Below are 26664 nucleotides of genomic sequence, written 5' to 3' on the forward strand. Positions count from 1 at the left end.
GGAATTTGAGCGTGCAGCCGCCCGGCACGCTGATAATGTCCCGCGAGCTATTACATCGAAGGGCAGAACGCGCATCCTGCCCCCTATTAAAATCGCCTCGGAGCTCTTCATGCGACCTGTGTTTTACGGCTATTTTCTTGCGTTTCTTCTCGGTGTGACCGGACTTGCACGCCCAGCAGCCGCCCAGGACGCCTGGATCCAGATCGAAGCCCGCCCCAGCCTGGCCGAGGCGACCGACCGCGCCCGCTTCTACGCCAACCGCCTGAACGACGTCAGCGGCTTCTCCCTGCGTTCCGGCTGGTACAGCATCGTCCTCGGCCCCTACGCGGAGGCCGATGCCGAGGCGCTGGCCCGCCAGCTCCTCCGCGACGGTCTGATCCCGCGCGACAGCTTCATCGCCACCGGGACCGCCTTCGAACGCCGCTTCTGGCCCGCGGGCGCCGGTGCCCAGGTGCAGGTCACCCCGATCCCGCTCGTCATCGAAGAGGCGCCATCGGTCCCGGCCGTGCTGCCGGACGAACAGTTCCCGATCGAACCCGAAGAAACCGTCTCCCAGGCCCGCGCGGGCGAGGCGCAGCTGACCCGCCCCGAACGGGAGCGTCTGCAGCGGGCGCTCGAATGGGCGGGCACCTACAACGGCGCGATCGACGGCCTCTTCGGTCGCGGCACCCGCGACGCGATGGCGGTCTGGCAGGAACAGAACCGCTACCGCGTCACCGGTGTGCTCACGACCGCCCAGCGCACAGCCCTCCTCGAAGGGTACGACGCGGTCCTCGACGGCCTCGGCCTCCGCATGGTCGCCGAAGACCGCGCGGGCATCGAGATGATGATGCCGACCGAGGCTGTCCGCTTCGACGCCTACGCGCCCCCCTTCGCCCGCTACACCGCCGACGGCGTCGAGGGCGCCCAACTCCTCCTGATCTCGCAGGCGGGCGACAGCGCGCGCATGGCGGGCCTCTACGAGATCCTGCAAACCCTCGCGATCATTCCGCCAGACGGCGACCGGCGCCGCACCGATACCGCGTTCCGCATCGAAGGTGCGAACGACCGCATCTCGACCTTCGCCCTGGGCGAATTGCGCGACGGCACGATCAAGGGCTTCATCCTCGTCTGGCCCGCCGGCGACGAGGCCCGCCGCACCCGCCTCGTCACCGAAATGCGCGCCAGCTTCCGCTTCCTGCCGGGCGTGCTCGAAGACGCCGTCCCGAACCCGGATGACCAGCAACTGGGCGAAATCTCGGGCCTCGAAATCCGCAAACCCCTCCGCGCCCGCACCGGCGCCTATATCACCGAAGAGGGGCACGTTCTGACCGCCAGCGAAGCCGTCGACGGCTGCAGCCGCATCACGATCGACGACAGCCATGAGGCGACCGTGGCGCTGACCGACGACGCGCTCGGCCTCACCGTCCTCGCGCCCGCCACGCCCGTCTCGCCGCCCGGCATCGCGCGCTTCCAGACCCGCACGCCCCGGATCGAAAGCGAACTCGCGGTCTCCGGCTACCCGTATGAGGGGCTCCTGAACGCCCCCTCGATGACCTTCGGCACGCTGGCCGATATCCAGGGGCTCGGCGGCGAACGCCACCTCATGCGCCTCGACCTGCCGACCGAGGCCGGCGATGCGGGCGGTCCCGTCCTCGACCTCGGCGGCAACGTCGTCGGCATGGCGCTGCCCGCCAGCGAAAGCCGTCGCCAGCTGCCCGACGGCGTCAGCTTCATGGTCGATGCCGACGCGATCGCCAGCCGCCTGACCGAGGCGGGCTACACGCTCGCCGCCGCCAATGATGAGGCCCGCACCACCCCCGAACGCCTGACGAAAGACGCCGCCCGCATCACCGTCCTCGTCGGCTGCTGGGACTGACACCAGCCACCCCGCGCAAACGAAGGCCGGGTCTGGGGTGAGCCAGCTTCCCGGAAACCGTCCAGTGGACGGTTTCGCTGGCGAACGGGCGAAGCCCAGTATCGTGACGCGCAGCGGCACGCAGTCGCCCCGCCCGGCTCTTACGCCCGCCAGAATTGCCAGGTCAGGATCGTGTAAACGGCCATCACCTCCAACCGCCCGATCAGCATCGCGATCGCCAGGATCCACTTCGCCGCGGGCTCCAGCCCCGCGAAGTTCCCCGCCGGTCCGATCTCCGGCCCCAGCCCCGGCCCGATATTGCCCAACGCCGTCGCCGCCCCCGAGACCGAGGTGATGAAGTCGAGCCCCGTCATCCCCAGAACCACCGCAATCGCGCCCAGCGTGACGGTGAAGAACACGAAGAACGACATCACCGAATTCAGAACGTCGTCCCCCACCGGCCGCCCGTCATAGCGCGGCACGAACACGCCCGACGGCGAATGGATCCGCCGGATCTGGGCCTTGATCGACGCGAACAGCAGCTGGTAGCGGAAGATCTTGATCGAACACGCCGTCGATCCAGCGCACCCCCCGATCAGGCCGATGAAAAAGAACATCACCACCGGAAACGCGCCCCAGCGCATGTAATCGTCGCTCGCATAGCCCGTCCCGGTCAGGATCGACACGACATTGAACAGCGACTTGCGGAACGCCTCCTCCCCCGTGCCAGGGGACCGCGACAGCTGCCACAGCGTGATCGCCAGAACCAGCACCCCCGCCGTCATGAAGAACCCCCGCACCTGGGGATCGCGCCACAGCGGCAGGGCACTCCCCGCAAGCAGCTGGACGTACCGGACGAAGGGCAGCGCGGCGAGCATCATGAAGACCACCGCGACATATTCCACAGCCGGCGGAAACCCACCGAAGGACGCGTCGTAATTGGCAAACCCGCCCGTCGCCACCGTGGTCATCGCATGGGTCGCCGCATCCAGCGTCCCCATCCCGGCGATGCTGTAGGCCATCGCGCAGGCCAGCGTCAGCGTCACATAGATGACCGAGATCTGGCGCGCGATCTCACCCGCCCGCGGCAGGATCTTCCCCATCGTGTCGAAGGCCTCGGTGCGGAAGATCTGCATCCCCCCCACCCGCAGCTCGGGCAGGAACACCATGGCCACGACGATGATCCCGACGCCCCCCAGCCATTGCAGCAGGCCCCGCCACAGCTTGATCCCGTCGGGCAGATCCTCGATCCCCTCCAGCACCGTCGATCCCGTGGTGGTCAATCCCGACATCGCCTCGAAAAACGCGTCGGTGAACCCCATCGCGCTTGCCCCCAGCATCAGCGGCAGCGCCCCGAAAACCGGCAGAACCAGCCAGACCGTCGTCGTGATCAGAAAGGTCTGCCGGATGGTCAGCCCCTCGCCCACCCCATTGGCGCAGGCCAAGGCGATCAGCGCCCCCGACAGCACGGTCACGATCCCCGATTGCAGAAAGACCGGCCACTCCCCGTTGCCCGCCAGCAGGTCGGCAAACAAAGGCACGGCCATGGTCAGACCCAAAGCCGCCACGAGAAGGCCGATTACGTATCCCACCGGGCGCAGGTCGAACATGGCCTCAGGCTTGGCCCCCCGCCCCGCGCCTGTCAAGCAACCGAAACGTTCAGACCAGGTCGCGCCACGCGATCACGAGGCCCACGAGAACCCCGATCACGATCAGGCTCAGCACCATCCCCGCCAGCCAGTTCAGAAGCCGCGTCACCCGCGCCTCCGACGCGTTCACGCCGTCCAGCCAACCCGCCAGATCCCGATAGGCCCCCTCGATCCCGGCCTGATCCACCTGCCGGAAAAGCTTGGGATGCGCCGTCAGCTTCTCCGCCTCGATGATCCGCGCCGCATTCCGCCGCTGCCGGCGCGGCAGCAGCCGCCCGACCTTGCGCACCTGCCGTTCCAGATCCGGGGCGCGCAGCCCGAACGCCGCCGCGAGCTTCTCCTGAAGCGCGTCGCTCATCTCCCTGATCCGGCGGTGGTTTTCCATGGCGCCGCCCATATAGTGGGCCGCAGGAGGGCTCAATGCTGAACGCAACGACTCAAGGACAAGGCGACAAAGTTGTCATCGCCCATGGCCTTTATGGCTCGGGCCGCAACTGGGGCGTGATCGCCAAGCGGCTCTCCGACGCCTTCACCGTGATCACCCCCGACATGCGCAATCACGGCGACAGCCCGAATCTCGATACCCATTCCTATCAGGATCTGGCCGAAGACCTCGCCGCCTTCGGCCCCGCACACTATGTCGGCCACTCCATGGGTGGAAAGGCCGTCATGACGCTGGCGCTCACCCAGCCCGCCCTCGTCCAAAGCCTCGCCATCCTCGACATCGCGCCGGTGGCCTACAGCCACTCCCAGATGGAACCGCTCGAGGCGATGCGCCGCGCCGACCTATCCACCCTCACCCGCCGGTCCGAGCTCGACCTCGGCCTCGACCCCGCCACCACCGCCTTCCTCGCCCAAAGCCTCGACGTGGCGGGCCAACGCTGGCGCCTCAACCTCGACACGCTGGCGGATGAGATGCCCAAAATCATGGGCTTCCCCGACCCCGACGGCGCCTATACCGGCCGGACGCTCGTCCTGCGCGGCGAAACCTCCGATTACGTCCGCCCCGATCACGAAGAAAAGATCCGCGCCCTCTTCCCGAAGGCACGGATCGAAACCATCCCAGGCGCCGGCCACTGGCTCCACGCCGACAACCCCCGCGAGGTCGAGGCAGCATTGCGAGGGTTCCTGTCCCCCTAAAGGTCAGGAAATCGCAAAAAACGGCCTAGCTGACCGCCTGCAGGAATTCCGCCTCGATCAGGATCTCCACCTCCTGCCCGATCGCCGGAGAGAGGTTCTCCAGCCCGAACTCCGTCCGGTCAACCGTTCCAACCGCCGAGAAGCCAAGCGCCGCGCGATCGCTGATCATCGGATGCGCCTCCATCGCCGCGTTCATCGTCACCTCGAACGTCACCGGCAGCGTCGTGCCCATCATCGTCAGATCGCCGGTCATCGTCCCGGTATTGTCCCCGGTCACCTCGATCCCGGTCGTCGTGAACGTAATCTCCGGATGCTCGCCCGACGCGAACCACTCGGGCCCGGCAAGCTTGCCATCGAAATCCTCCTGCTCCGGGAACGGAAACCCGGTCGAGATCGAGGCCGGGTCGACCGTCACCGTCACGACGCTCTCTGCCGGGCTCTCGGCATCAAGCTCGAGCAAGCCGGAAATCGTCTCGAACCGGCCCGTATAGTTCGACAGACCGAAATGGCTGACCTTCCACACGACGCTCGTATGCGTGGGGTCGAGCGTGTAGGTCCCGGACGGAACCTGCAGCTCCTGCGCGGCGGCAGGCAGAGCAAGGGTCATAGCAGTCAAAGCAGCGGCAAGGCGCATCGGAGTCATCTCCCTAAGGTTGCGATACTGGGGAGATATGGCGCGATGCCGCGCCGCAACATCACGAAACCGCGCACGTTCCGTGTGCGGCATGTGTCGGCGGAACCCCGCCGTCCTGCGGAGACGGCACCGACCACTCAACCCCATGGGCCCGCAGCTGGCGGTCAAGGTAAGACCCTTCCGGCACCCGGCCGCCATACCGCTCTGCCAGCAGCAGTTTCAGCCGCGATGTGAACAGGTGCACCGCGTGGCTTTCCCTGGGCAGCGTGCCGGGGTCGAACCCGCCGGGCTCGATCAGTCGCGCGCAATCGGCGAAGAGCACCGGATAGAACGTCTCGGACGGCAAGGCATGGCGGGCCTCCCCCGTCTCCCAAAGCTTGCGGGAGAAATGCAAGGGCGCGCGGCCATACCGCCAGTTCTCGATCGGATAGCGCAGCCGCAGATGGATCCGCATCCAGCGCAAGCGCTTTGCGCGCGGCCAGTCCGGTGGAAAGCCATAGCCCGTGCGGTAGGGCCGCGCGATCTTCCGCAAGGCAGGCGACGTGGCGGGCAACCGGAAGACGGCATTTCCGAACACGCCATCTTTCTCTTCGGCGAAGATGTAGGGACTGTCGAAGGCAAAGGTCCTGTGGGCCACGATATCGGTATCGACCCAGACCGCATCGGTCTTGCTCAAAAGCTCCACCCGGAACGCATTGGAATGCAGCGCCTGCGAAACGCCCTTGCGATACTGCAGGATCCGGGTCGCGGGCAGGATCTCGGCTGCATCCCGGCATTCCACCCCGTCCGGCACCCCCTCGACCGGATTGTAACTGTAGAGGATGACGGGGTTCCCCCGCGCAACGAAGGAGGCAAGCGACAGCTGCTCGATCGGCGACAAGCACGCACCGATCCAAAGCGACGCTACGGTATTCGGCCGAACCATGACAACACCACCTTCCCCCAGGGCCGGTATGGCAAGCCGTGACACTCGCGACAAGCGCGCAGGCGTTGGGATTACCCCCGAAAGGGCACGGCGTCACGCCTCCAGATATCCCTGAAACAGCGCGCAATAATGATCGTACGCTTCCTTGTCCGTCGACCACAGCTTCTGGTAGGTCTCTCGCATGGGCGGCTTCCGCCCTTCCCGCATGTGCAGGATGTTCGCGGGCTTGGGCCCGTGGAAATGGATGATCCGCGCATCTTTGTTGACGCCCCAGTAAGGCTTCCAGTTCATCGCATGGGCCAGGGGCTGACGGCGGCTCTTGAAGAAGTTGTTGTAGCTCACCTGGTCATGCCCCGCCTCGGTCCAGCCGCCCTCCATCCGCTTGGCGATCGTCGCGGCGAACGCGTCATAGACCGCCCGCATCCGCGGCAGGTTCAGCACCATCACGCCGCTGTTGAAATGCGGCCACCGCCAGCGATAGCGCTCCGGCGCGGCCGCCAGATAGACCGGCCGCAGCCAGACCCGCGGCTGGCGCAGGAACATCACGTCGATGTCGGTATAGAGGATCACATCCTCCTCCTGCTCGATCCACGGGATATCGACGCGCAGCCAGTGGCCTGAGAAGACGTCGTACTTGTCGCCGTAGCCCTTGCGCAGATGCGCCTCCAGCCGGCTTGTATGGCGCACCACCCGCGCGCCCCACGCCTCAAGCTGCGCCACATGCGCCTCGTCGGCGCCGTTATAAAGGCAGATCGGCTCCAGACCCGTATTCGCCAGGGCCGAGCCCACGGCCACGCGCATCAGCGGGCTGCTCGACCGGAACCCCTTCTCGTTGACCGCGAAATACCACTTGCGGAGCATTTGCCTCATCCCGGATACGCAGACGCGCCGGGGGCGTCGTCCTTCCCTGCCTGCCTGATCGCTCATTCCGCCGCCGGTGCCAAGCCCACCCACACGTCACAGTTGCCCGGACGCCGCGCTTTCCCGCCAAAACGCCCCCGCCCGCTGGCCCCTTGCCCGCCGCGCACGGTACTCTCCGCCAGCACCACCTGGAGAGAGACATATGACACGCATCCTACTGCTGGCCCTGACGCTCACGGCGCTTAGCGGAACCCTCTCGGGCTGCGTCCTCGCGCTCGGGGCGGGCGCGGCGATCGGCGCCGACCACATCGCGGAAGAGCGCGGCGGCAACCTCTTCTAAGCGCGCGGGCGGGCGGGCCCTTCGACAATCTGGGGATCTTCGACCCGGCGGGCCTCCGCCGGGCCCGGGAACCTTTTCCGTCAGGGCGCCATTCTCCCTGCGACCTGACAGAGGAGAGACCGCCATGCCCCGCAAAGCCCTTCTGATCGCTGCCCTCCTGCTTGCCGCGCCCCTGCTGCAGGGCTGCGCCGCCGCCGTGGGGGCCGGGGCCGCCGTCGGCGCCGACGCGATTGCCGAGGATCAGGGCGGCAACCTCTTCTAGGGTCCCGACCCGAAGCGCCCTCAGATCTGCCGGGCGCAGGTCCGGCAGACCGGCGTCGCGGGCACGACGGCCAGCCGTTCGGCGCTGATCTCGCTGCCGCAGCGGACGCAATAGCCATAGCTGCCATCCTCGATCCGGGCGAGCGCGGCGTCGATCTGGCGCATTTCGGCGGCATCGTGAGAGCCCAGAGCCTCCAGCACCTCATCCCCCTGCCGCTCCGACGCGCTGTCCTCCCAATCCTTCGGGACCGGATCGTCCAGCTCGTCCGCAATCTTCGCGATCTCCCCCTCCAACTCCGCCCGCCGCGCGCGGAGCTTTTCGGCCATGGCAACAAGATCAGGCATCGATGCCTCCTTCTGGTCGTGTTCCGGAGGAGACTGCCCCGGATCCCAACGGGCGGCCTTGATTTGGGGCAAGTCGGAGCGCTGACCAAGGGTCAACAGAGACAAGGGCAGCGCCCGACCCCACAGGCGTCAACATGCGCCGCATCGGATCAAGAGAGGAGAGGGCTGCGCCCGACCCGACGGGGCGCCTCTGAGCTAATCGCACCATCCTCCCAAAGCCCTACCGGCGTGCTGCTTGAGCCGTTGCAACAACACGCATTTACCAATAGGAGCTGAGCCTCTAAAACGAGATATAAGAGATCACTCAGAACAATCGGTCGAGAAATCTCTATACATTATACTATCTACTCTCTCATGGGGCACCGCATATGAGGTCGTCCGCCATCTGTTGGTTACAAAGATATGTGTGTTGCTTCTACCAACAACGATCAAGCAGTTCCCCATCCCTTCAATCGAAGCAAAATGACTTGGACTCAGCGCTATGTTTCTTCCAGTTTCGTGTCCCAACTCATACATGAAGAATGAAACTCCGATCCAAAGTATTGTTAGGCTTCGAACACCCCATGCGGTGCGTCGAGAACTAATGAAATCGATCCAATTCCCATCAGCTGCAGAAGAACTCCGGCGAGCGATATGGAAAATATCTCGCGGAACGAAGAACATAATCAAAAAATAAAACATGATGAAAATCGAAATCGAGAAAATCGAAGCGGTAGGAATTGCAGTTGTAATAAACGGAGTCAGAAATAGTGGCATAAACCAAGATACAGGCCCCAGATCTATCGCAAGGATGTATATGGCCTTTCTAATATATCGGAGTTTTCTTGCTCCTAAAATTTTTAGGGGCAATCTTAAATTTCGCGGGGAAGTCAAAATGAATATCGGCGCCAGAAGAACAGAAAAGTACAGCCTTAACGTTACCAATGAAGACAGAAAGTCAAGAAAAATACTTCGAAATACAGAGAAGGACGCTGAGAATGTCCAATAATCACGACCACTAAATCCAAAGGCCTCCAAGTACCCTCTTACGAAAAAGCTCAAAGACAGCAGAAAAAGAAATGCCCAAATTATGTTTGACCAACTAAGCTTCATGCCCATCGATTAAAGAACGCCAAGACGGGTCTACTAACGCAATCTCTGTCCATATTCAAAGTCGAGATAAACACCCCCAACTGGATATCGATCCTCCAGAGCCGCCCCGACCTCAAGCCGCCACCTACCCCGCCTTCCCCTCCAGAAGCGCAGGCACCGAGATATCCTCGTCCAGCGCCTCCCAATGCAGCCCGAACGCACTTATCTTAACCTGCGCGAGCGCCGCCGCATCCGCCGCCATCAGCCGCGGAAACCACGCCAACGGCACGCCCAGCGTCCGGCCATCCTCCAGCGACACCCACATCGTGTCTGCGTCGAACTCAACCTTCGTCGCTGAAATGGTCATGCCATGCCTCCTCGATCTCGGCCCGCCGCTCTGCGACGACCCCTGCCAGCCGCCGCAAGGTCCGCGCATCGAACCCGGATGACCGGGCGACCCGCACCACCGGCGTTAGCCAGAACTTCGCTTCGCCGCCGTCCTTCATCACATGGACATGCACCGGTTCGCGCGGATCGCCTTCGTTCGAATAAAAGAAGAACCGGAACCCGTGCTGTCGAAAGATCGTCGGCATTGCAGGATGTTATACCGGACAGGCCGCAAAAATCACCCAAAAGGTGACCGGTCAGGAATCCATCTTCAGCGCCGAAATAAACGCCTCCTGAGGGATATCCACCTTCCCGAACTGGCGCATCTTCTTCTTACCGGCCTTCTGCTTCTCCAGCAGCTTCTTCTTCCGTGTGGCATCCCCGCCATAGCACTTGGCCGTCACGTCCTTGCGCAAGGCCGCCAGCGTCTCCCGCGCAATCACGCGGCCGCCGATCGCCGCCTGGATCGGGATCTTGAACATGTGCCGCGGGATCAGGTCCTTGAGCTTTTCGCACATCGCCCGCCCCCGCGCCTCGGCCCGGTCGCGGTGGACCATGATCGACAGCGCATCCACCGGCTCTTCGTTCACCAGGATCTGCATCTTCACCAGATGATCCTCGCGATACCCCTCCATCTGGTAATCGAAGGACGCATAGCCCTTCGTCACCGATTTCAGCCGGTCGTAGAAGTCGAACACCACCTCGTTCAGCGGCAGGTCATAGACCACCATCGCGCGGCTGCCCGCATAGGTCAGGTCCAGCTGGATCCCCCGCCGGTCCTGGCAGAGCTTCAGCACGTCGCCCAGGAACTCGTCCGGCACCAGGATCGTCGCCTTGATCCGCGGCTCCTCCAGATGGTCGACCAGCGTCAGGTCCGGCATGTCGGCGGGGTTGTGCAACTCCACCATCGTGCCGTCGCGCATATAGACGTGGTAGATCACCGACGGCGCCGTGGTGATCAGCTCGATATCGTATTCCCGCTCGATCCGGTCGCGGATCACCTCCAGATGCAACAGCCCCAGGAACCCGCAGCGAAAGCCGAAGCCCAGCGCGGCCGAGGTCTCCATCTCAAAGGAAAACGACGCATCGTTCAGCGCCAGCTTCTCAATCGCGTCCCGCAGATCCTCGAACTCCGCCGAATCCACGGGGAAGAGGCCACAAAACACCACCGGCTGCGACGGCTTGAAACCCGGCAGCGCCTCGGTCGCGCCCTTCTTCTCATGGGTGATCGTGTCGCCGACGCGGGTATCCCGCACCTGCTTGATCGAGGCCGTCAGGAACCCGATCTCTCCCGGCCCCAGCTGATCCACATTGGTGAGCGCCGGCTTGAACACCCCCACCCGGTCCACCGGATGGACCGTGCCGTTCGACATGAACTTCACCCGGTCGCCCTTCTTGAGCACCCCGTCGATCACGCGCACCAGAACGATCACGCCCAGATAGGCGTCGTACCAGCTGTCGACCAGCATCGCCTTCAGCGGCGCGTCCCGCTCGCCCTTGGGCGCGGGCAGATGCGCCACGATCGCCTCCAGCACGTCGCGGATCCCCTGCCCCGTCTTGGCTGAAACGGGGATGGCGCCGGACGCATCGATCCCGATCACATCCTCCACCTGCTCGGCCACCCGGTCGATATCGCTGGCCGGCAGGTCGATCTTGTTGAAGACCGGCACGATCTCATGATCCGCGTCGATCGCCTGATAGACATTGGCCAGCGTCTGCGCCTCGACCCCCTGCGTCGAGTCCACGACCAGCAGAGAGCCCTCCACCGCCCGCATCGACCGCGACACCTCGTAGGCGAAATCCACATGCCCCGGCGTGTCGATCAGGTTCAGCACATACTGCTCGCCGTTCTTGGCCGTATAGTCCAGCCGCACGGTGTTCGCCTTGATCGTGATCCCCCGCTCCCGCTCGATATCCATCGCGTCGAGCAGCTGCTCCTTCATGTCACGATCCTGCACCGTGCCGGTCTCCTGGATCAGCCGGTCGGCCAGCGTGGACTTCCCATGGTCGATATGGGCGACGATGGAGAAATTGCGGATATGGGCAAGGTCGGTCATCAGGGGGATATGCGGGGGAACAGACAGCCGGTCAATGGGGCAGACGTGCCGCGGGTCTTTATCGAACTTTAAGCACCACATTGTATATTATAAAGTATACGGTGTTGCACAAATCTATATGCAATATATATTGGCGATACCCCGAGGAGGCGCACATGACCCGGCTACTGACCAACGAAATCGCCACGATGACCGAACTGCGCGAACCGCAGAAGGTGCTCGACCGCGCCCGGGGCAAGCCGGTGGCGATCATGAAGAACTCCAAGCCTGTTGGATATTTCGTTCCGGTTGAAGCCGTGTCTGACCCCGGAGAGCACCGGGTCGCGACGATGGAAGAGGTGATGGAGAGCCTCCAGCGCCGCCGTCATATCAATCAGCCGGTGCTGGATTACCTCCGCGACAAGTAAATGGCCTACGTTTTTCTGACGACCGAACTGGTCGTCGCCGTTCATGACGCGGTTCTCAACCCCGGCGAACTGGAAGGACTGGCGCGGGACAAGTCGTTGGATGGCGCCTTGGCTCGCGTCCAGAACAAGCTCGCCTACGGCATGATCCGCGATGTCTTCGATCTCGCTGCCGCCTATGCCGAAGCGATTGCAACGGGCCATTGCTTTAACGACGCCAACAAGCGGACAGCGCATCAGTCGATGGACGTCTGCCTCGACCTGAACGGCGTGCAGATTGCGTGGACAGTAGACGACATCGGCCCTCTCATCATCGAACTGGCCCAGCGCAAGCTCGAAGGCGAAGACCTCGCCGACTGGCTTCGCGATCAAGCCTCCAGATAACGCTCCATCCGGCGGATCGTGGCGGGCAGGTCGCGGGCCAGGCCGTCGGCGCCGGTGAGCCGCAGAAGGGCGGGTTCCGTCTCCACCAAATTGCCGCCGACCAGAACGAAGGCTTCCGGATTGGCATAGCGCAGGGCGATGACCAGCCGGATCAGCGCCGGAAGGCTTCGCTCTCCGCTGGCCGACAGGCCGATCAGGCCGCATTCCTCGATCACGGGGTCGTTGACCAGGTTCTCATGGTCCAGCCCGACGCGGATCGTCACCTCCCACCCGTGCTGACGGAACAGATCGGCCGCCATCTGCACGCCCAGAACGTGATCCTCTCCCGGCGCCGCGGCGAACACCGCATGCCGTCCCTTCAGGCCGGCCGCGCGCGCATGGACCCGCCGCAGCAGCATCATGATGCCGTAGATCCGGCTGGTCCCGACCGTCACGTCGGCAAAGCTCAGGCGGCTCTCTTCCCAGGCCACGCCAAGGCGCCGCGCCGCGGGGGCCAGATAATCGAGATAGAGCCGCTCCATTCCCGCGCCCGATGCCATCAGCCCCCGGGCGATCCGCATCGCCTCGTACTGGCCCGGGGCGACCAGCGCTTCGGTCAGCGCGTCCAGGATCTCCGGATCGGCGGCTCCGGCGCCACCGGCCGGGGTGCCGCCCGACAGCCGCTCCAGCGCCTCCCGCGCCAGACTTTCCAGCCGGTCGTCCGACAAACGCTCCCGCAGAATGCGCGCAGGGCCATGCTGCGCGCCGGGTGTCTCTTTGGGTTTCTTGAGGTGCATGATGCCGAGCCTCCCAACTCTGCCTGCCCTACGTGCAACCAGCGGACACTCGTCTCCCCCGCAGCGTCAAGGCTACCACGTTTGGGCAAACGCGCAAGGTGGATCGGCCAGAGGTAGAAACGGGCCGCCTTTCGACAACCCGTTCCGTCCTGTCTTGAGGGATCAGACGGCGATCTTGCCGCCGCCCTCCTTCGTGACGACGACGACCGACGGGCGCGGCGGCATCCCGTCCTGGAAGTCCGGCCAGCGGGTCGCCGGATCCTCGAAGGTCGAATCGCGCTCGAACCCTTCGAAGTTCCGGGTGCCGTCCGTTCCCGGATGCTGGACCGCCAGGAACAGCGTCTCGTCATTGTCGGCGAAGTACGGCCCGCACAGCTCGCCGCCCACCGGGCAGCGGAAGAACAGCTTCGAATGCCCGCGCAGATCGCCCTCGGTTTCCAGCGCATAAAGGCCGTCCGACTTGCCCGTATTGGCCCAGCCCGACCCCTGGTCGGTCGAGATCCAGAGCCGCCCCTCCGCATCGATCGCGCAGTTGTCGGGCGAGCCGAACCAGCCGTTCTCGCTCGTCTCGGGGTTCCACTGGGCCCCGATCCCGGCCAGTTCCGGATCGCCGCAGCGCACGAGGATGTCCCAGGTGCCGCGGGTCGCCGCATGATCGCCGCCATCTTCCTTGATCTCGATGATGTGGCCGAAGGCGTTATCGGGCCGCGGGTTCGCCGCATTGCCGGTCTCGCGCCGGGTATTGTTGGTCAGCATGATATAGGCCGTCCCGTCGCCGCGCGGCTGCGCGTCTTCCGGCCGGTCCATCGGCGTGGCCCCCAGCAGGTCGGCGGCCAGACGCGCGTCGATCACCACGTCGCCCTGATCGTTGAACCCGTTCTCGGCCGTCAGCGGGCCTTCCCCGTGGACAAGCGGCAGCCAGTCGACGGTGCCGTCATCGTTGAACCGCGCCACATAAAGCGTGCCGTCCGACAGAAGCTGGCTGTTCGCCGCCCGGTCGTCCGAGACCGTCCCGGCCGAGACATACTTGTACTGATAGTCGAACCGGTTGTCGTCGCCGGAATAGATCACCAGCTGACCGCCCGACGACACCGTCGTCTCGGCCCCCTCATGCCGGAACCGGCCCAGTGCCGTATGCTTGACGGGGACCGAATCCGGATCCATCGGATCGACCTCGACGATCCAGCCGTATTTGTTCGGCATCCGCGGCTCGGCATCGATGTTGAACCGGTCGTAATACCGGCCCCAGGCATACCACGCCCCCGGCACACCGTAGCGCCCGTAAGAGGTCGTCTCGGGATTGCCGCTGTCCATCACCGGATCGCCCGCGGCGTCCAGATTGTCGGTCCAGAAATAGCCGTGGAAATTCTCCTCGGCCATCAGGTAGGTGCCCCAGGGCGTCATGCCGCCGGCGCAGTTGTTGATCGTGCCGATCACGCGCATCCCCTCGGGGTCGTCGTTCGTCTGCAGCCGCACATGGCCTGCCGCCGGGCCCGAGAACGTCATCTCGGTATCCAGCGGGGTGATCCGCCGGTTCCGCGGGCTCTCCAGATCGACCGCCCACAGGCCGTCCTCGCCCTTCGCGATCTCGACAACGGTGCCGCCATGGGCCGCCATCTCGATATCGACCAGCTCTTTCGTCATCCCCTGGAACCCGTCGCGGTCCTGACGGCCCAGGCCGGGGAACATCACCTCCTCGTTGGTGTATTCGTGGTTGACGCACAGCATCCCCCGGCCCGGCTCGATCTCGGCATAGCCCACGTAATCGTTGTTGTAGCCGAATTGCTGCAGCTGCGCCTCGGCGCTCTGGTTCAGCGGATCGAAGGCGGGCGCGTCCGCGGTGATCGGGTCGCCCCAGCGCAGCAGCACGTCGGCGCGATAGCCCTCGGCGATATGGTGGGTCTCGTCGTTGCCCCAGGCCAGCTCGTCAAAGACATAGCGGCTCTCGGCGGCGGATTGCGCGGCGGCCTGACGCGGCGCGACCATGGCGGAGGTGCCGAACAGGGCGGTCGTCGCCGTCACGCCAAGCATCCCGCGCATCACGTCGCGGCGACCGTAGCGGCGGTTGATGACGTCGCCGATCGTGTTGCCGAGGTTCGGGTTCGTCGGAATATCGTCATAGGCTTCGAACGCTTCGGCCTTGTTGCCGTATTCCTGGCTCTCGATGATCTCCTTACGGGACATCTGTCTCTCCTGCTGGGTTAGTAGGAGTCCCGTATAACACAAATCATCATCATAGCTTTGTGACACTCCGGTGCACGGGATGTCGCAGCCGCCTGCCGACCCCGCCACAAAGGCCCGACATCACGGGCATGGAACAGTCTCACCGCATCCCCGCCCTCCTGCTCCGGCCGACGAATGCCGCCATCGCCCCCAATCCGATCACGGCGAAGGGCAGGCACGCCGCAAAGACCCAGGCCGCCACCCGCGCCGCATCCTCCGCCCCCGCCATCGAAAGAAATCCGGACGCGTTCGCGACAATCCCCATCACCGCCGCCCCCAGCGCGTAGCCCGACCGCTGCACGGTCGGCAGCGCGCCAGAGATCCGCTGCGCCTCCGCCGCCGCCACACCCGCAATCGCCTGCCGCAGGATGAACGTCCAGGCCAGCCCGAAGCCGCCCCCTTCGACAGCCGCAAAGACGGCGATCAGCCAGACAGGCCCGGCGGGCACCGCATAGAGGAAACCCGCGATGCTCAGCGCCACCAGCCCCATCCCGACCGCGATCCAGAGCCGGTCGAACCGCTCCGGCGCGCCGCTTACCAACACCGCCGTCACCGTCCAGCCGATCGACGAACAGGCCACGACATATCCCGCCGTCAGGGCCGAGATCCCGTGGATCGCCACCATCAGAAGCGGCCCGAACGCCAGGATCGGGATCGTCGCCACCGACAGCGCGAGGATCATCAACAGCGCCGCACCCGCGCGCCGTCTTGGATCGAACGGCCGCTGCGGCAAAAGCCGCGTCGCCTCCGCCTGGCCGTCCAGCAACAGGAACCCGGCCAGGCACGCGATCCCGCCCGCCACGAACAGCCCGGTCCGCAAAGGCGCGACCTCCACGCCTCCCAGCGACACCAGCACCACCCCGAGGCACAGAAGGCCCAGCCGCCCCACCGGGAACCCGGTGCCGCCGTCCACCGGGCGCACCGGCCCCGCCGCGCTCCGCACCAGGATCCAGAGGGCAAGCAGGAACGCCTGCGCGCCGAAAAAGGCGAACCCCCAGCGCCAGGTCGCGAATTCCACGAACAACCCGCCGATCAGCGGCCCGGTAAAGGCCGATACGCCCCAAAGCCCCGAGATCACGGCCATCGCCCGCGCCGTATAGCGCCGCGGAAACAGCACGCTGACGGCCACGAATCCCATCGCGACCAGCCCACCTCCGCCCAGCCCCTGCATCGCCCGCCCGGTCAGGACCAGCGGCATGGTCGGGCTGACCGCGCTCAACAGGCACCCCGCCCCGAACAGCAGCGCCGCCAGCCCCATCGGGCCCCGCAGCCCGTACCGCATCGTCAAAAGCGCACTCGCCGCCCCCGCGACGATCGACCCGATCTCGTAAAGCGACACCGACCAGCCGACCAGCGCCGCTCCACCAACCTCGGCCACGATCGCGGGCAGCATCGTCGCCACCATCAGGCTGTCGGCGGCATGGAGCCACACGGCCAGGCAAACCAAGGCCAGCGACGCGGCATGAGGGCTCCCCAGAAACTCCCGCCACGAGACGAAGGTCTCCGCCTCCGGTGTGCTCTGCACGTCCGCCATGACCGTCCTCCTGCTGAGGATCACAGCGGTACGATCTCAACCTAACTTGAGATCAAGCTCTATCTGCTACCCTATGGAAAAATGGCATCGGTCGCAGAGCGCTGACTGGCCCGGACTCAAGCCGAAGGCGCCGGGCCAGCGCCGGCCCGCCCCGAGGGCTGGCGCTTTGCCACCCGCGCCCTGACCTCAGAGGGAAGATGAACACAGCACCATAGAAGCGCGCCGCGCAACCGGTGTAGCGCCACCCCACGGGCCGCCACTGGCCCGGCTCGTGTTGCGCACGAGATGGAAGGCCATTCAGCGGGACAAAGTGTGAATTCGCTGCGGCTTAACGAACGGCGGCTTCTCAAATTGCACTTAAAACTGTCAGGCTTCATCCTAGCGACGTGAAATCTGTAGAGATCATACTTGCGCCGTATCATGGCGGTGTACGGGAGGATCGCGTTGGCGCCGGTCCAATCCGCCTGATGGAAATGGGTCTAGCGGATGACCTGAAACGCGTTGGAGTCGAAACCAGCTTATCCGACCTCGGCCATATTCCCGAGTGCGACGGCGAGGTGGGGCGGGCATTCGAAGTTAAGAGACGGGTTGCACACGCCGTTTCTGAGGCCGTTCGCACAGGTCGCTTCCCGCTGGTCCTGTCGGGTAATTGCAACGTAGAAGTTGGTACTTATGCCGGTCTCGGCAGCCCTGATGTGCCACTGATCTGGTTCGATGGTCACACCGACTTCTACACGCCCGAGGACATCGAGCATGGTTACTTCGACAGCATGGGGGCTGCGACCCTAACTGGGCAGTGCTGGCGGCGCTTTGCAATGACTGTTCCGGGGTTCAGTCCGCTGGAACCTCATCGGCTCCTTTATTGCGGATCACGCAATCTGGAGGGCGGCCTTCTCCATCGTCTCTCGGCTGCGGCTGTCTCAATGGTTCAGGGCGGTCGTCACCGGCCCCAGTCCTTCGCCGACGCGCTCAACAGCCTTTTGCCAATAGACACTGACGCAGTGCTCATCCATCTAGACATGGATTGCATTGATACATCGGAGGGGATGGCTAACGAGTATGCCGAAACAGGCGGGCTTTCTGGAAACGACCTTCTAGCGTGCCTCGATAGAATCCTGGCTCGGTGTAATGTGCTTGGATTGACCGTCGCCTAATACGATCCGAGTCAGCCGGGAGCCGAACGAATTGGCGAGATCGCCATCGACGCGATCAATCGAGTTATAGGACACAATAATTAGGAGTTCCCGAGCCACTCTCTGAAGCAGCCATTCATTGCGGGAGCAGCATCCGTCAAATTGGGGCTCAATCCAGACATTGGAGGAGTTAGCATCACGCCCGGAATCAAGCGGCCCCGCCGCTGCCCGAGCGAGCGCCTGACTGGGTGAGGAGGATCAGCAAAAGGTCCAGTGGACCTTTTGCCCGACGAACGCGGTCTGGCGCTTTGGGGACGGAGCGCTGCCCGCCCGATCTGTGGCACGAGCTTGGCTGCCATAAAGCGCGCCGTTCCTCCGTTAGCGGCGCCAGCCCCCGGTCAGGCGCTCGCCCGGCGATCAGGATGTGGCATAGTCATATCAGTTTGAATGCTGCGCTGCCTCTGCGCTGGACCGTCCAGCGATTTTCAACAATCCCCCTCTGCCACCCCCGAACCGTTTCCACCCGTTGCGCACCAAAATCACCGCGCGCTCCGTTAACACCGCCAGTGTTGCGTTCGGCCCTCCGACGTGATGCCGACCATTTGCCGCCCGGATGCCGCACCCTCATTTTCCCGGATTAACCTTGTTTTTCTGGCGATTCGCCGAAGGGCGCCGGAAAGACCCATAAGCCGCCACCAATAGGTTCAGGTCTGTGTTGCCTCGGCCCGTTCCATCAGCTCCAGCCACTCCTCCTCGGCCGCGCCCAGCTTGGCCTGCCGCTCGGTCAGGGCCTCCGTCGCCTTGGCGAACTTCACCGGCTCCCGCCCGTACAAATCCGGGTCCGACAACAGCCCTTCCAGCTTGCCAATCTCGGCCTCCAGCCGGGCGATCTCCCCCGGCAACGCCTCCAGCCGATGCTTCTCGGTAAAGCTCAACCCCTCCGGCTTCGCCTCTTCCTTGGCCGCCGCCCTGGCCTTCGAACCCTTTGCTTTCGCGGAACTTTCCGCGGCCCGCTCCCCCCGCTGGGACACGTAATCGCTCCACCCGCCGGCATAGACGACAGCCTGCCCGTTCCCCTCCATCGCCACGGTCGTCGTCGCCACCCGGTCGAGGAAATCCCGGTCGTGCGACACCAGCAGGACCGTCCCGTCATACTCCCCGATCAACTCCTGCAGCAGGTCCAGCGTCTCCACATCCAGGTCGTTCGTCGGCTCGTCGAGGACCAGCAGATTGCTCTCCCGCGCCATGATCTTGGCCAGCAGCAGCCGGGCCTTCTCGCCCCCGGACAGCGACCGAACCGGGGCTCGCGCCTGCGCCTCGGAAAACAGGAAATCCTTAAGATAACCAACGACATGCCGGGGCTGGCCCCGGACCAGAACCTGATCCGCCGCCCCCGAAACCCGCATGTCCCTGTCGCCCGTCAGGCTCTCCCACAGCGACATGTCCGGATCCAGCTGGGCGCGCGCCTGATCGAACACCACGACCTCGAGGTTCGTGCCCAGAACCACCTCCCCCGCATCGGGCGGCACCTCCCCGAGCAACATCTTGAGAAGGCTGGTTTTTCCCACCCCGTTCGGCCCGACAAAGGCAATCCGCTCCCCACGCCCGACCCGCAGGGAAAAGTCCGTCACGATGGCCTTCCCGCCCAGCGTCTTGGCCAGCCCCCGCGCCTCGATCACCCGCTTTCCGCTCTTCGGTCCAGCTTCCAGCGCCATCGCCGCGGCCCCCTGCCGCCGGATCATATCCGCCCGCTCGGCCCGCAGATCGGCCAGCGCCCGCACCCGCCCCTGATTGCGCTTCCGCCGGGCCGAGATCCCCTCAACCGCCCACCGCGCCTCCGCCTTGATCTTGCGGTCCAGCTTGTGGCGCGCGCTGTCTTCCTCCTCCCAGATCTTGTCCCGCCAGGCCTCGAAGGCGGCAAACCCTTCTTCCTGACGGCGCACTTTTCCCCTGTCGATCCAAAGGGTTGCCCGGGTCAGCGCCCGCAGAAACGCCCGGTCGTGCGAGATCAGGACATAGCCCGCCCTTGCCGCCTTCAGCTCGCCCTCCAGCCAGCCGATCGCCTCGATATCCAGATGGTTCGTGGGCTCGTCCAGCAGCATCAGTTCCGGCGCCTCGGCCATGATCTTGGCGAGGGCCGCGCGGCGCCGCTCCCCGCCCGAGGCCACCTCGACGGCGCGGGCAGGATCGAACTTCAGCCCCTCAGCCACCATCTCGACCCGGTAGGCCTCCCCCGGCTCCAGCCCGCTCGCCGCATAGTCACCCAAGGTCGCGCAGCCCGCCATCTCCGGGTCCTGCTCCATATAGCCGACCGACACGCCCGGTGGCACCACGACCTCCCCCGCATCCGGCTCCACCAGACCCGCCATCACCTTGAGAAGCGTGGATTTTCCCGACCCGTTCCGCCCCACCAGCGCCACCCTGTCCCCCGGCTGCACCACCAGATCGAGCCCAGAAAACACCGGATCGCCGCCGAAAGTCAGCGAGATGTCGGAGAGTTGCAGAAGGGGTGCACGCGCCATGGCGCGTCAGCTAAGCCGCAAGCCCGAAAGGATCAACCGGCGATGGCCCTCAGCGACCGCTTCCGCCCCCCGGGCACCCGGTCGACCTCGACCCCCGTGAACACATGCAGTGTGCCCATCGCCTTGTCGATCACCGCGTGGTCGCTCACCCAGCCGCCCATCCTCAGATAGGTGCGCAGCAAGGGCGGCATCGCCCGCGTCGCATTCGCGATCCGCGCCGGGATCAGGGCCTTGCCCAGCGACACGACCTGCCGCGCCCGACGCCCCGGTCGCCAGCGCTTGGGCGCCACGTGCCGACCCGCCAGCAACCCGAAGGTTTCCGCGTAAGGCGTTGGATCCGTTCCCTGAAACGACGAACAGCCGAACAGCATCCCGTGCCCGCCCTCGTCCACGATCCGCGTCATCGCGCCCCAAGCCACGCGCAGCACATCAGGGTCACGCACGTCCGGGTCGATGCAAAATCGCCCCATCTCGATCATCGGCCGGTCGAATGCCTCAAGCGCTTTCAGATCATAGAACTGCGCCGAGTAGCTCCGCCCGATCTCGGCCCCATGGGCCAGGGGCAGAACCCGGTAACAGCAGACAAGGCGCCCCTCGTCTTCCACCAGAACATGGCGGCAGATCGCATCGAACGCGTCCGCATCGACGCCCTCGCGCCCGAAAAACGCCCGGTGGCGCAGCGCCTGCGCCGCCGCGATATCGGCCTCCGTCTCGGCCAGACGGGCGGCATAGCGCCCTTTTTCCAGAAGGATCATCCGAACATCCCTCAGTCTTGGCGTCCCCACCTGACCTTCTACATAAGGGGGGAACACGACACAGGATGTCACAAATGCTGAACAAGATCGAAAAATCCGAAGCTGAGTGGAAAGAGCAACTATCGCCCGAGGCATTTCGCATAATGCGTAAGCACGGGACAGAACGCGCGGGCACCCACGACAACTTCCCGAAAGAGCCGGGGACGTATCTCTGCAAAGGCTGCGGCCTGCCGCTTTTCGATGCGGAGACCAAGTTCGAAAGCGGCACCGGCTGGCCCAGCTTCTACGCCCCCATCGGCGAGGAAAACGTGGGAGAGCAGGAGGATCGCTCGTTCTTCATGCGCCGCACCGAGGTGCACTGCAACCGCTGCGGCGGGCACCTCGGCCACGTCTTCCCCGACGGCCCTCAGCCCACGGGCCTGCGCTACTGTATCAACGGCGTGGCATTGGACTTCGAGCCCGAGGAAGAGGGGCAGGCGGCCGCAGAGGGCTAGAGAGCCACGCCGCTCAAATGTCCCGCCCGGCGGCACCGCCGGGCATCGCCCGACCTCCCCCAGGAGGGCGATTTTGCAACGTCTCAAGCAGCCTAACGCCTGAACCTCTGGCAATGCGGGACGCGGCAGGAGCGTCGGAACGCCCTCCAGGTCGGGCGATGCCCTCATCTCTCCGCATTAGCCGCGTGCCGCCCTGAGCACCTCGTCCTCCGACAGCCCATAGCGCGGCGCAAACCGCTCCCGCGCGGCGATCAGGCGTGGATCGTCGGGCCGCAGACCCAGCGTCCGGATGAACTCGATCCGCTGCTGCGCCTTCAGGCTCTCCCGGTCGATGGCCGTCCCCATCACCCGGTCCACGATGGCCCCGCCCGGCGTGACGTGGAACCATTTCGAGAAGTCGCGGAAATGGTGCTGGTTGTGCAGCCGCGTCACATGCCGCTCGGCCCGCATCTTGGGCACGTCCAGATGGGCGGTCATGTGAAACCATTCGTAGCCCAGGAATGTCGCCGTCCCGCCGATCAGCACGACCGCAGCCGCGATCGGCAAAGCATACACCACCCCAAGCGTCGCCAACACCCCGAAAAGCAAAACAAAATTCCCCACCAGAACCGGCACCGTCACCCAGATCGGCGCGAAGAACAGCTTCCGGTTCGTCGGAAAATCATGGTGCCCGTAATGCGCCTGATAGAGCAGATCGAACGCCCATTGCCGGCGCGGCGGCGGCAGGTGAAAGACGAAGCGGTGCAGCGCGTATTCGTTGCCCATCTGCGCCAGCACGCCCAACGGCACGAACAGCCAGACCCAGGCCGGCCCGCCCGCCGCCAGACCAATACCCAAGGGCACCGCCGCCGCCATGACGAGGATGCTCGGATGCGCCAGCATCAACCGGATCCGCTCCATGATCTCTCCTCCCGGAAAGCAGCCTAGCACGCAGCTGACGACCCCCGCCAGAATGACCTGGGCGGTTGACCCGCACGCGCGCATCCATCACTTCCCTGCCCCATGGGAACCGGACTGCTCACGATAGATCCTGCGGCGATTGCCGAGAATTGGCGGCACCTCGACGCGATGACGACCTGCGAGACCGGGGCCGTGGTCAAAGCCGACGCCTACGGGCTAGGCATCGACCTCGCCGCCCCTGCGCTGGCCTCAGCCGGCGCCCGCACCTTCTTCGTGGCCCAGGCCGAAGAGGGCGCTGCCGTCCGTCAGGCCCTCGGACCGGGACCCGAAATCTACGTTTTCTCGGGCCATATGGAGGCCGACGCCGGGCTGATCGAAACCCTGAACCTCATCCCGCTGCTCAACTCGCTCGAACAGGTCGTCCGCCACCTCGAGGCGCTGCCGACCCACCCGTTCGGCCTGCAATTCGACACCGGGATGAATCGCCTCGGGATCGAGCCTGCAGACTGGGCCGCGATCCGCCAGATCATCCCGCCCGAAGCCGCGCGGCTTGCCATCAGCCACCTCGCCTGCGCCGACGAACCCGACCACCCGCAAAACAAGGCCCAACTGCACACCTTCCTGCAAATGGTCGAGGGCGTCGCCACCCGCCGCTCCCTCGCCGCGACCGGCGGCATCCTCCTCGGGGCCGAGTACCACTTCGACCTCACCCGCCCCGGCATCGGCCTCTACGGCGGCGCGCCCTACACGGATGCCCAACCCGTGGTGCAACTCGACCTCCCCGTCATCCAGATCCGCGATCTCACCCCCGGCGAAACCGTCGGCTACGGCGCCGCTTGGACGGCGGAACGGCCCAGCGTCATCGCCACCCTCTCGGCCGGTTATGCCGACGGGCTGATCCGCGCGCTCTCGAACGGCGCGACACTTTGGCACGGCGAAACCCCGTGCCCGCTGGCCGGGCGCGTCTCAATGGACCTCCTCACCGTCGATGTGACCGACCTCGAGGAACCGCCCGAAACCCTAACGATCATTGGCCCCCACCAGGGCATCGACGCGCTGGCCAAGGCGGCAGGCACCATCGGCTATGAAATCCTCACCTCCCTCGGCCCCCGCTACCGCCGCGAAACAAGGCGGGAATCTCTTACCTGATCCGCAGACCGAAATGTGTTAAGAAGAAATTATCGAGCGGTCAAAAAATGGGAACGAATCCCGTGTGTTGGGTATTCCCGTTCTGAAGTGGCAATTTTTCAACTTCAGACCGGTGGGGGTGAAGGAGTTCTTGACCAATGGATTTAATGGCACGCTCGGCGACTGCCTGGCTGCAAGCGATCGCTCTATTCGTACTGGCGGCAATCGCCCTGGCAGCTCTAACCTATACGATCGCTGCGTCGATGGGCGCGGCGCCTTGGCTGGTGGCACCGCTAGCCTTCGGTGACACGATCATTCCCGCTGGCGGGATGTATTTGCAGATCACAGTCACCGCACTGCTGGTGGGGCTCATGTTTTTCGTGCCCAGCGCAATGCGTACGATGCGGCTCGAGACGAGCCACCGCAATTTCGCGCTCAAAATGGAAGACGTGGCACGCGCCTATCATCATGTTCATGCCGCCGACCGTGCGGGGATCTTCACGCTGTCTTCCGAATTTGATGCCGTCCGCGAACGCATCGCCTTCCTGCGCGACCATCCCGACCTGCAGGAGCTCGAGGCCGACGTGATCGAGGTTGCCGCCCAGATGGGTCAGACCTCGCGTCACCTGGCTGAGGTCTACAGCGATGACAAGATCGCCCGCGCGAAAGCTTTCCTCGCCGAACGCCAGGAAGAGATCGAGCGCCAGCAGGAGATGATCGTCAAGGCTCAGCAGACGGCCCGCGAACTGCGCCGCTGGGGCGACCAGATCCATCTCGAAGAAAGCGTCGTCGCCTCGCAACTTGAACGGCTCACCGCCGAACTGGACGAGATCCTGCCAGAACTCGGCCTCATCCGCGACGGAAGCGAGACCAATGTCGTGCGGATGGCGAAACCTGCCGAATAGCCGATTTGCCACATATGTCGCCTGAACTCAGCGCCCGCTCTTGCGGGCGCTTTTTTCATTTCCGACATGAGGCAGATCCCATCGACAGTTCCGGACAGTGCCAGTGACAATCCTTCGTATCGCAAACCTCGCCCTCCTGATCCTTTTCCCCGTCGCCTGGTTCGCGCCGCTTTTGCGCGCCGGCCTTCTGCCGCTCTTCGGGCTGAGCGAAATCAGCGTCGTCTCGGGCCTCCAGTCGCTCTGGCAGACCGATGTCTTCCTCGCGCTGATCGTCACCGCCTTCGCGCTCTTCGCGCCGTATCTCAAGACGATCGGCCTCGCGATGGTCCATTTCGGCCTGATGCGCCGCAAGGTGCTGCCGGTCCTGTCCTGGCTGGGCAAGCTCGCCATGGCCGACATCTTCCTGATCGCGCTCTACATCGTGGTGATCAAGGGCATCGGCGTCGGCCGCGTCGAAACCGGCTGGGGCCTCTACCTTTTCACAAGCTGCATCCTCGCCAGCATCGCGATCTCGATCCTGACCGCGCGCCACATCGCGCGCGACCGCACACCGACCGACGCAGCCCCGTCCCTGCCGTAACAGCCCCATTGCGCGCGGCGCCCAGCCGCGCCAAACCTCTCCCATGCCGAAAGACACCGCCTTCCGCTGCACCGCCTGCGGCGCCAGCCATTCCAAATGGTCCGGCCAATGCGAGACCTGCGGCGCCTGGAACACCATCGAAGAGGCCCAGCCCCTCTCAGAGCGCCCCAAGGCGCTCTCAGGCCGCGGTAAGGCCATCCCCCTCACCGACCTTGCGACAAAGGCCGAAGCGCCGCCCCGCACGATCTCGGGCGTCGAGGAACTCGACCGTGTCCTCGGCGGCGGCCTGACGGCGGCGTCAGCGACCCTCCTCGGCGGCGATCCCGGCATCGGCAAGTCCACCCTTCTCCTCCAGGCGGCGGCCCGCTTCGCCCGGGGCGGGCTCAAGACCCTCTATATCTCGGGCGAGGAAGCCACCGCCCAGGTCCAGATGCGGGCCGAACGGCTCGGCCTTACCGAAAGCCCCGTCGCGCTCGCCTCGGAAACCAACCTGCGGGACATCCTGACGACCCTCGATCAGGAACGCCCGCAACTCGCCGTGATCGATTCGATTCAAACGATGTGGCTCGACACGCTCGATGCTGCGCCCGGTTCCGTGTCCCAGGTCAGGGCCGCCGCGCATGAGCTGACGAATTTTGCCAAGACCCGTGGCATTTCGGTCATATTGGTCGGCCACGTCACCAAGGACGGCCAGATCGCGGGCCCCCGGGTGGTCGAACACATGGTCGATACCGTCCTCTATTTCGAGGGCGACAGGGGCCACCAGTTCCGCCTCCTCCGGTCGGTCAAGAACCGCTTCGGACCGGCCAGCGAAATCGGCGTGTTCGAGATGACGGGGCGAGGGCTTGCCGAGGTCAAAAACCCCTCCGCCCTCTTCCTCTCCCACCGCGGAACACCCGCCCCAGGATCGGCCGTTTTTGCAGGCATAGAAGGCACCCGGCCCGTCCTGTGCGAGTTCCAGGCGCTCGTCGCCCCCTCCCCCCATGCAAACCCCCGCCGCACCGTCGTCGGCTGGGACGGGTCGCGGCTTGCCATGATCCTCGCGGTGCTCGAAGCCCGCGCCGGGGTGCCCTTCACCGGGCTCGATGTCTACCTCAACGTGGCGGGCGGGATGCGGGTCACCGAACCCGCCGCCGACCTCGCCGTGGCCGCCGCACTGATCTCCGCGCGGGAGGATGCGGCGCTGCCCGCCACCCACGTCATCTGGGGGGAAATCAGCCTATCCGGCGCCCTCCGCCCGGCCCCTCAAACCGAAAACCGGTTGAAAGAAGCGCAGAAACTTGGTTTCTCCACAGCGATCGCGCCGGAGACGAAAAAACCGGTGCAGACGGGTCTGAAGATGCGTCAGATGGCGGATGTTTCAGACTTCGTGGAGGCGATATTTGGCAGCCGCGAACCCACCCGCGGCTGACCGGGGAC

Annotated in this window: 28 protein-coding genes; 13 read left to right on the plus strand and 15 right to left on the minus strand. The window is 64.9% G+C overall.

All coding sequences use genetic code 11. The annotated features are described in order from the left end of the window. The first annotated feature begins 109 nt into the window (after nucleotides 1-109). Nucleotides 110-1858 (plus strand): trypsin-like peptidase domain-containing protein, encoded by a 1749-nt coding sequence (locus tag AADZ90_RS19195; RefSeq protein WP_367312372.1) that lies wholly within the window; start codon nucleotides 110-112, stop codon nucleotides 1856-1858. A gap of 140 nt (nucleotides 1859-1998) precedes the next feature. Here the strand turns inward: AADZ90_RS19195 and AADZ90_RS19200 are convergent, their stop codons facing one another. Next, a complete protein-coding gene (locus AADZ90_RS19200; RefSeq protein ID WP_367312371.1) occupies nucleotides 1999-3447 on the minus strand; it encodes a TrkH family potassium uptake protein in 1449 nt (482 codons plus the stop codon). A gap of 49 nt (nucleotides 3448-3496) precedes the next feature. Beyond that, nucleotides 3497-3844 carry a hypothetical protein gene (locus tag AADZ90_RS19205; protein WP_367312370.1) on the minus strand — a complete coding sequence of 116 codons (348 nt, stop codon included), beginning with the start codon at nucleotides 3842-3844 and terminating at the stop codon, nucleotides 3497-3499. A gap of 62 nt (nucleotides 3845-3906) precedes the next feature. On the opposite strand from AADZ90_RS19205, the gene AADZ90_RS19210 reads away from it, so the two are divergent. Next, the gene (locus AADZ90_RS19210; protein ID WP_367312369.1) at nucleotides 3907-4626 is read left to right on the plus strand and encodes an alpha/beta fold hydrolase; all 720 of its coding nucleotides are present in this window, start codon (nucleotides 3907-3909) and stop codon (nucleotides 4624-4626) included. 25 nt (nucleotides 4627-4651) lie between these two features. Here AADZ90_RS19210 and AADZ90_RS19215 read toward each other — a convergent pair whose 3' ends face one another. The 3 genes from AADZ90_RS19215 to AADZ90_RS19225 all read right to left on the minus strand — a co-directional run bounded on the left by AADZ90_RS19215 (nucleotide 4652) and on the right by AADZ90_RS19225 (nucleotide 7046). Then, complete coding sequence (locus AADZ90_RS19215) at nucleotides 4652-5260, minus strand: YceI family protein (protein WP_411997100.1); 609 nt, start codon at nucleotides 5258-5260, stop codon at nucleotides 4652-4654. A 61-nt stretch (nucleotides 5261-5321) separates the two neighbouring features. Beyond that, nucleotides 5322-6185, minus strand: coding sequence for a hypothetical protein (locus tag AADZ90_RS19220; RefSeq protein WP_367312367.1), 864 nt, complete (start codon nucleotides 6183-6185; stop codon nucleotides 5322-5324). Between the two features lie 93 nt (nucleotides 6186-6278). Beyond that, nucleotides 6279-7046 (minus strand): glycosyltransferase family protein, encoded by a 768-nt coding sequence (locus AADZ90_RS19225; RefSeq protein ID WP_367312366.1) that lies wholly within the window; start codon nucleotides 7044-7046, stop codon nucleotides 6279-6281. Nucleotides 7047-7248: 202 nt separating this feature from the next. Between AADZ90_RS19225 and AADZ90_RS19230 the strand changes: the two genes are divergently transcribed. After that, complete coding sequence (locus AADZ90_RS19230; protein WP_367312365.1) at nucleotides 7249-7386, plus strand: hypothetical protein; 138 nt, start codon at nucleotides 7249-7251, stop codon at nucleotides 7384-7386. A 124-nt stretch (nucleotides 7387-7510) separates the two neighbouring features. Then, on the plus strand, nucleotides 7511-7648 hold the full coding sequence (locus tag AADZ90_RS19235) for a hypothetical protein (protein ID WP_367312364.1): 138 nt from the start codon (nucleotides 7511-7513) through the stop codon (nucleotides 7646-7648). A gap of 20 nt (nucleotides 7649-7668) precedes the next feature. Here AADZ90_RS19235 and AADZ90_RS19240 read toward each other — a convergent pair whose 3' ends face one another. Beyond that, nucleotides 7669-7992, minus strand: coding sequence for a TraR/DksA family transcriptional regulator (locus AADZ90_RS19240; protein WP_367312363.1), 324 nt, complete (start codon nucleotides 7990-7992; stop codon nucleotides 7669-7671). 679 nt (nucleotides 7993-8671) lie between these two features. Between AADZ90_RS19240 and AADZ90_RS19245 the strand changes: the two genes are divergently transcribed. Next, nucleotides 8672-8980: a hypothetical protein gene (locus AADZ90_RS19245; protein ID WP_411997101.1), complete on the plus strand. Its 309-nt coding sequence runs from the start codon at nucleotides 8672-8674 to the stop codon at nucleotides 8978-8980. Between the two features lie 228 nt (nucleotides 8981-9208). On the opposite strand, the gene AADZ90_RS19250 is transcribed toward AADZ90_RS19245, so the two are convergent. Genes AADZ90_RS19250 through lepA form a run of 3 tightly spaced genes read right to left on the minus strand, consistent with a single transcriptional unit; the run spans nucleotide 9209 to nucleotide 11507 of the window. After that, the gene (locus AADZ90_RS19250) at nucleotides 9209-9430 is read right to left on the minus strand and encodes a DUF2442 domain-containing protein (protein ID WP_367312361.1); all 222 of its coding nucleotides are present in this window, start codon (nucleotides 9428-9430) and stop codon (nucleotides 9209-9211) included. After that, nucleotides 9405-9656: a DUF4160 domain-containing protein gene (locus tag AADZ90_RS19255; protein WP_367312360.1), complete on the minus strand. Its 252-nt coding sequence runs from the start codon at nucleotides 9654-9656 to the stop codon at nucleotides 9405-9407. Before AADZ90_RS19255 ends, AADZ90_RS19250 begins: the two co-directional genes overlap by 26 nt. 51 nt (nucleotides 9657-9707) lie before the next feature. Then, the gene (lepA, locus tag AADZ90_RS19260; RefSeq protein ID WP_367312359.1) at nucleotides 9708-11507 is read right to left on the minus strand and encodes a translation elongation factor 4; all 1800 of its coding nucleotides are present in this window, start codon (nucleotides 11505-11507) and stop codon (nucleotides 9708-9710) included. A gap of 155 nt (nucleotides 11508-11662) precedes the next feature. On the opposite strand from lepA, the gene AADZ90_RS19265 reads away from it, so the two are divergent. Both AADZ90_RS19265 and AADZ90_RS19270 read left to right on the plus strand, forming a co-directional pair. Further along, the gene (locus AADZ90_RS19265) at nucleotides 11663-11914 is read left to right on the plus strand and encodes a hypothetical protein (RefSeq protein WP_367312358.1); all 252 of its coding nucleotides are present in this window, start codon (nucleotides 11663-11665) and stop codon (nucleotides 11912-11914) included. After that, entirely contained in the window at nucleotides 11915-12295 is a 381-nt protein-coding gene (locus AADZ90_RS19270; RefSeq protein WP_367312357.1) for a type II toxin-antitoxin system death-on-curing family toxin, read from the plus strand. Here AADZ90_RS19270 and AADZ90_RS19275 read toward each other — a convergent pair. From AADZ90_RS19275 to AADZ90_RS19285, 3 genes are all read right to left on the minus strand, one after another. Continuing rightward, nucleotides 12280-13071 carry a cobalamin B12-binding domain-containing protein gene (locus tag AADZ90_RS19275; protein WP_367312356.1) on the minus strand — a complete coding sequence of 264 codons (792 nt, stop codon included), beginning with the start codon at nucleotides 13069-13071 and terminating at the stop codon, nucleotides 12280-12282. The two genes, AADZ90_RS19270 and AADZ90_RS19275, sit on opposite strands and share 16 nt — an antisense overlap. Nucleotides 13072-13233: 162 nt before the next feature. Then, nucleotides 13234-15255 (minus strand): PhoX family protein, encoded by a 2022-nt coding sequence (locus tag AADZ90_RS19280; protein ID WP_367312355.1) that lies wholly within the window; start codon nucleotides 15253-15255, stop codon nucleotides 13234-13236. 139 nt (nucleotides 15256-15394) lie between these two features. Next, entirely contained in the window at nucleotides 15395-16828 is a 1434-nt protein-coding gene (locus AADZ90_RS19285) for an MFS transporter (protein ID WP_367312354.1), read from the minus strand. A 386-nt stretch (nucleotides 16829-17214) separates the two neighbouring features. On the opposite strand from AADZ90_RS19285, the gene AADZ90_RS19290 reads away from it, so the two are divergent. Beyond that, the gene (locus AADZ90_RS19290; protein WP_367312353.1) at nucleotides 17215-17982 is read left to right on the plus strand and encodes an arginase family protein; all 768 of its coding nucleotides are present in this window, start codon (nucleotides 17215-17217) and stop codon (nucleotides 17980-17982) included. A 683-nt stretch (nucleotides 17983-18665) separates the two neighbouring features. Here AADZ90_RS19290 and AADZ90_RS19295 read toward each other — a convergent pair. Together AADZ90_RS19295 and AADZ90_RS19300 are read right to left on the minus strand one after the other, a co-directional pair. Next, on the minus strand, nucleotides 18666-20483 hold the full coding sequence (locus AADZ90_RS19295; RefSeq protein WP_367312352.1) for an ABC-F family ATP-binding cassette domain-containing protein: 1818 nt from the start codon (nucleotides 20481-20483) through the stop codon (nucleotides 18666-18668). 32 nt (nucleotides 20484-20515) lie between these two features. Continuing rightward, nucleotides 20516-21238 carry a GNAT family N-acetyltransferase gene (locus AADZ90_RS19300; RefSeq protein WP_367312351.1) on the minus strand — a complete coding sequence of 241 codons (723 nt, stop codon included), beginning with the start codon at nucleotides 21236-21238 and terminating at the stop codon, nucleotides 20516-20518. Between the two features lie 65 nt (nucleotides 21239-21303). Here AADZ90_RS19300 and msrB point away from each other — a divergent pair, with 65 nt between their 5' ends. Beyond that, nucleotides 21304-21732, plus strand: coding sequence for a peptide-methionine (R)-S-oxide reductase MsrB (gene msrB / locus AADZ90_RS19305; protein WP_367312350.1), 429 nt, complete (start codon nucleotides 21304-21306; stop codon nucleotides 21730-21732). A gap of 177 nt (nucleotides 21733-21909) precedes the next feature. On the opposite strand, the gene AADZ90_RS19310 is transcribed toward msrB, so the two are convergent. Beyond that, nucleotides 21910-22716, minus strand: a complete 807-nt coding sequence (locus tag AADZ90_RS19310; RefSeq protein WP_367312349.1) for a sterol desaturase family protein — start codon at nucleotides 22714-22716, stop codon at nucleotides 21910-21912. A gap of 18 nt (nucleotides 22717-22734) precedes the next feature. On the opposite strand from AADZ90_RS19310, the gene alr reads away from it, so the two are divergent. The 4 genes from alr (at nucleotide 22735) to radA (ending at nucleotide 26656) form a co-directional block, all read left to right on the plus strand. After that, nucleotides 22735-23781 (plus strand): alanine racemase, encoded by a 1047-nt coding sequence (alr, locus tag AADZ90_RS19315; RefSeq protein ID WP_367312348.1) that lies wholly within the window; start codon nucleotides 22735-22737, stop codon nucleotides 23779-23781. Nucleotides 23782-23918: 137 nt separating this feature from the next. Then, on the plus strand, nucleotides 23919-24665 hold the full coding sequence (locus AADZ90_RS19320; RefSeq protein WP_411997102.1) for a DNA repair protein: 747 nt from the start codon (nucleotides 23919-23921) through the stop codon (nucleotides 24663-24665). A 109-nt stretch (nucleotides 24666-24774) separates the two neighbouring features. Then, the gene (locus tag AADZ90_RS19325; RefSeq protein ID WP_367312408.1) at nucleotides 24775-25245 is read left to right on the plus strand and encodes a paraquat-inducible protein A; all 471 of its coding nucleotides are present in this window, start codon (nucleotides 24775-24777) and stop codon (nucleotides 25243-25245) included. Between the two features lie 43 nt (nucleotides 25246-25288). Beyond that, nucleotides 25289-26656, plus strand: a complete 1368-nt coding sequence (gene radA / locus AADZ90_RS19330) for a DNA repair protein RadA (RefSeq protein ID WP_367312346.1) — start codon at nucleotides 25289-25291, stop codon at nucleotides 26654-26656. The last annotated feature ends 8 nt before the right edge of the window (nucleotides 26657-26664 follow it).

The sequence above is a fragment of the Aestuariibius violaceus genome, from assembly GCF_040779325.2.
Classification (GTDB): domain Bacteria; phylum Pseudomonadota; class Alphaproteobacteria; order Rhodobacterales; family Rhodobacteraceae; genus Aestuariibius; species Aestuariibius violaceus.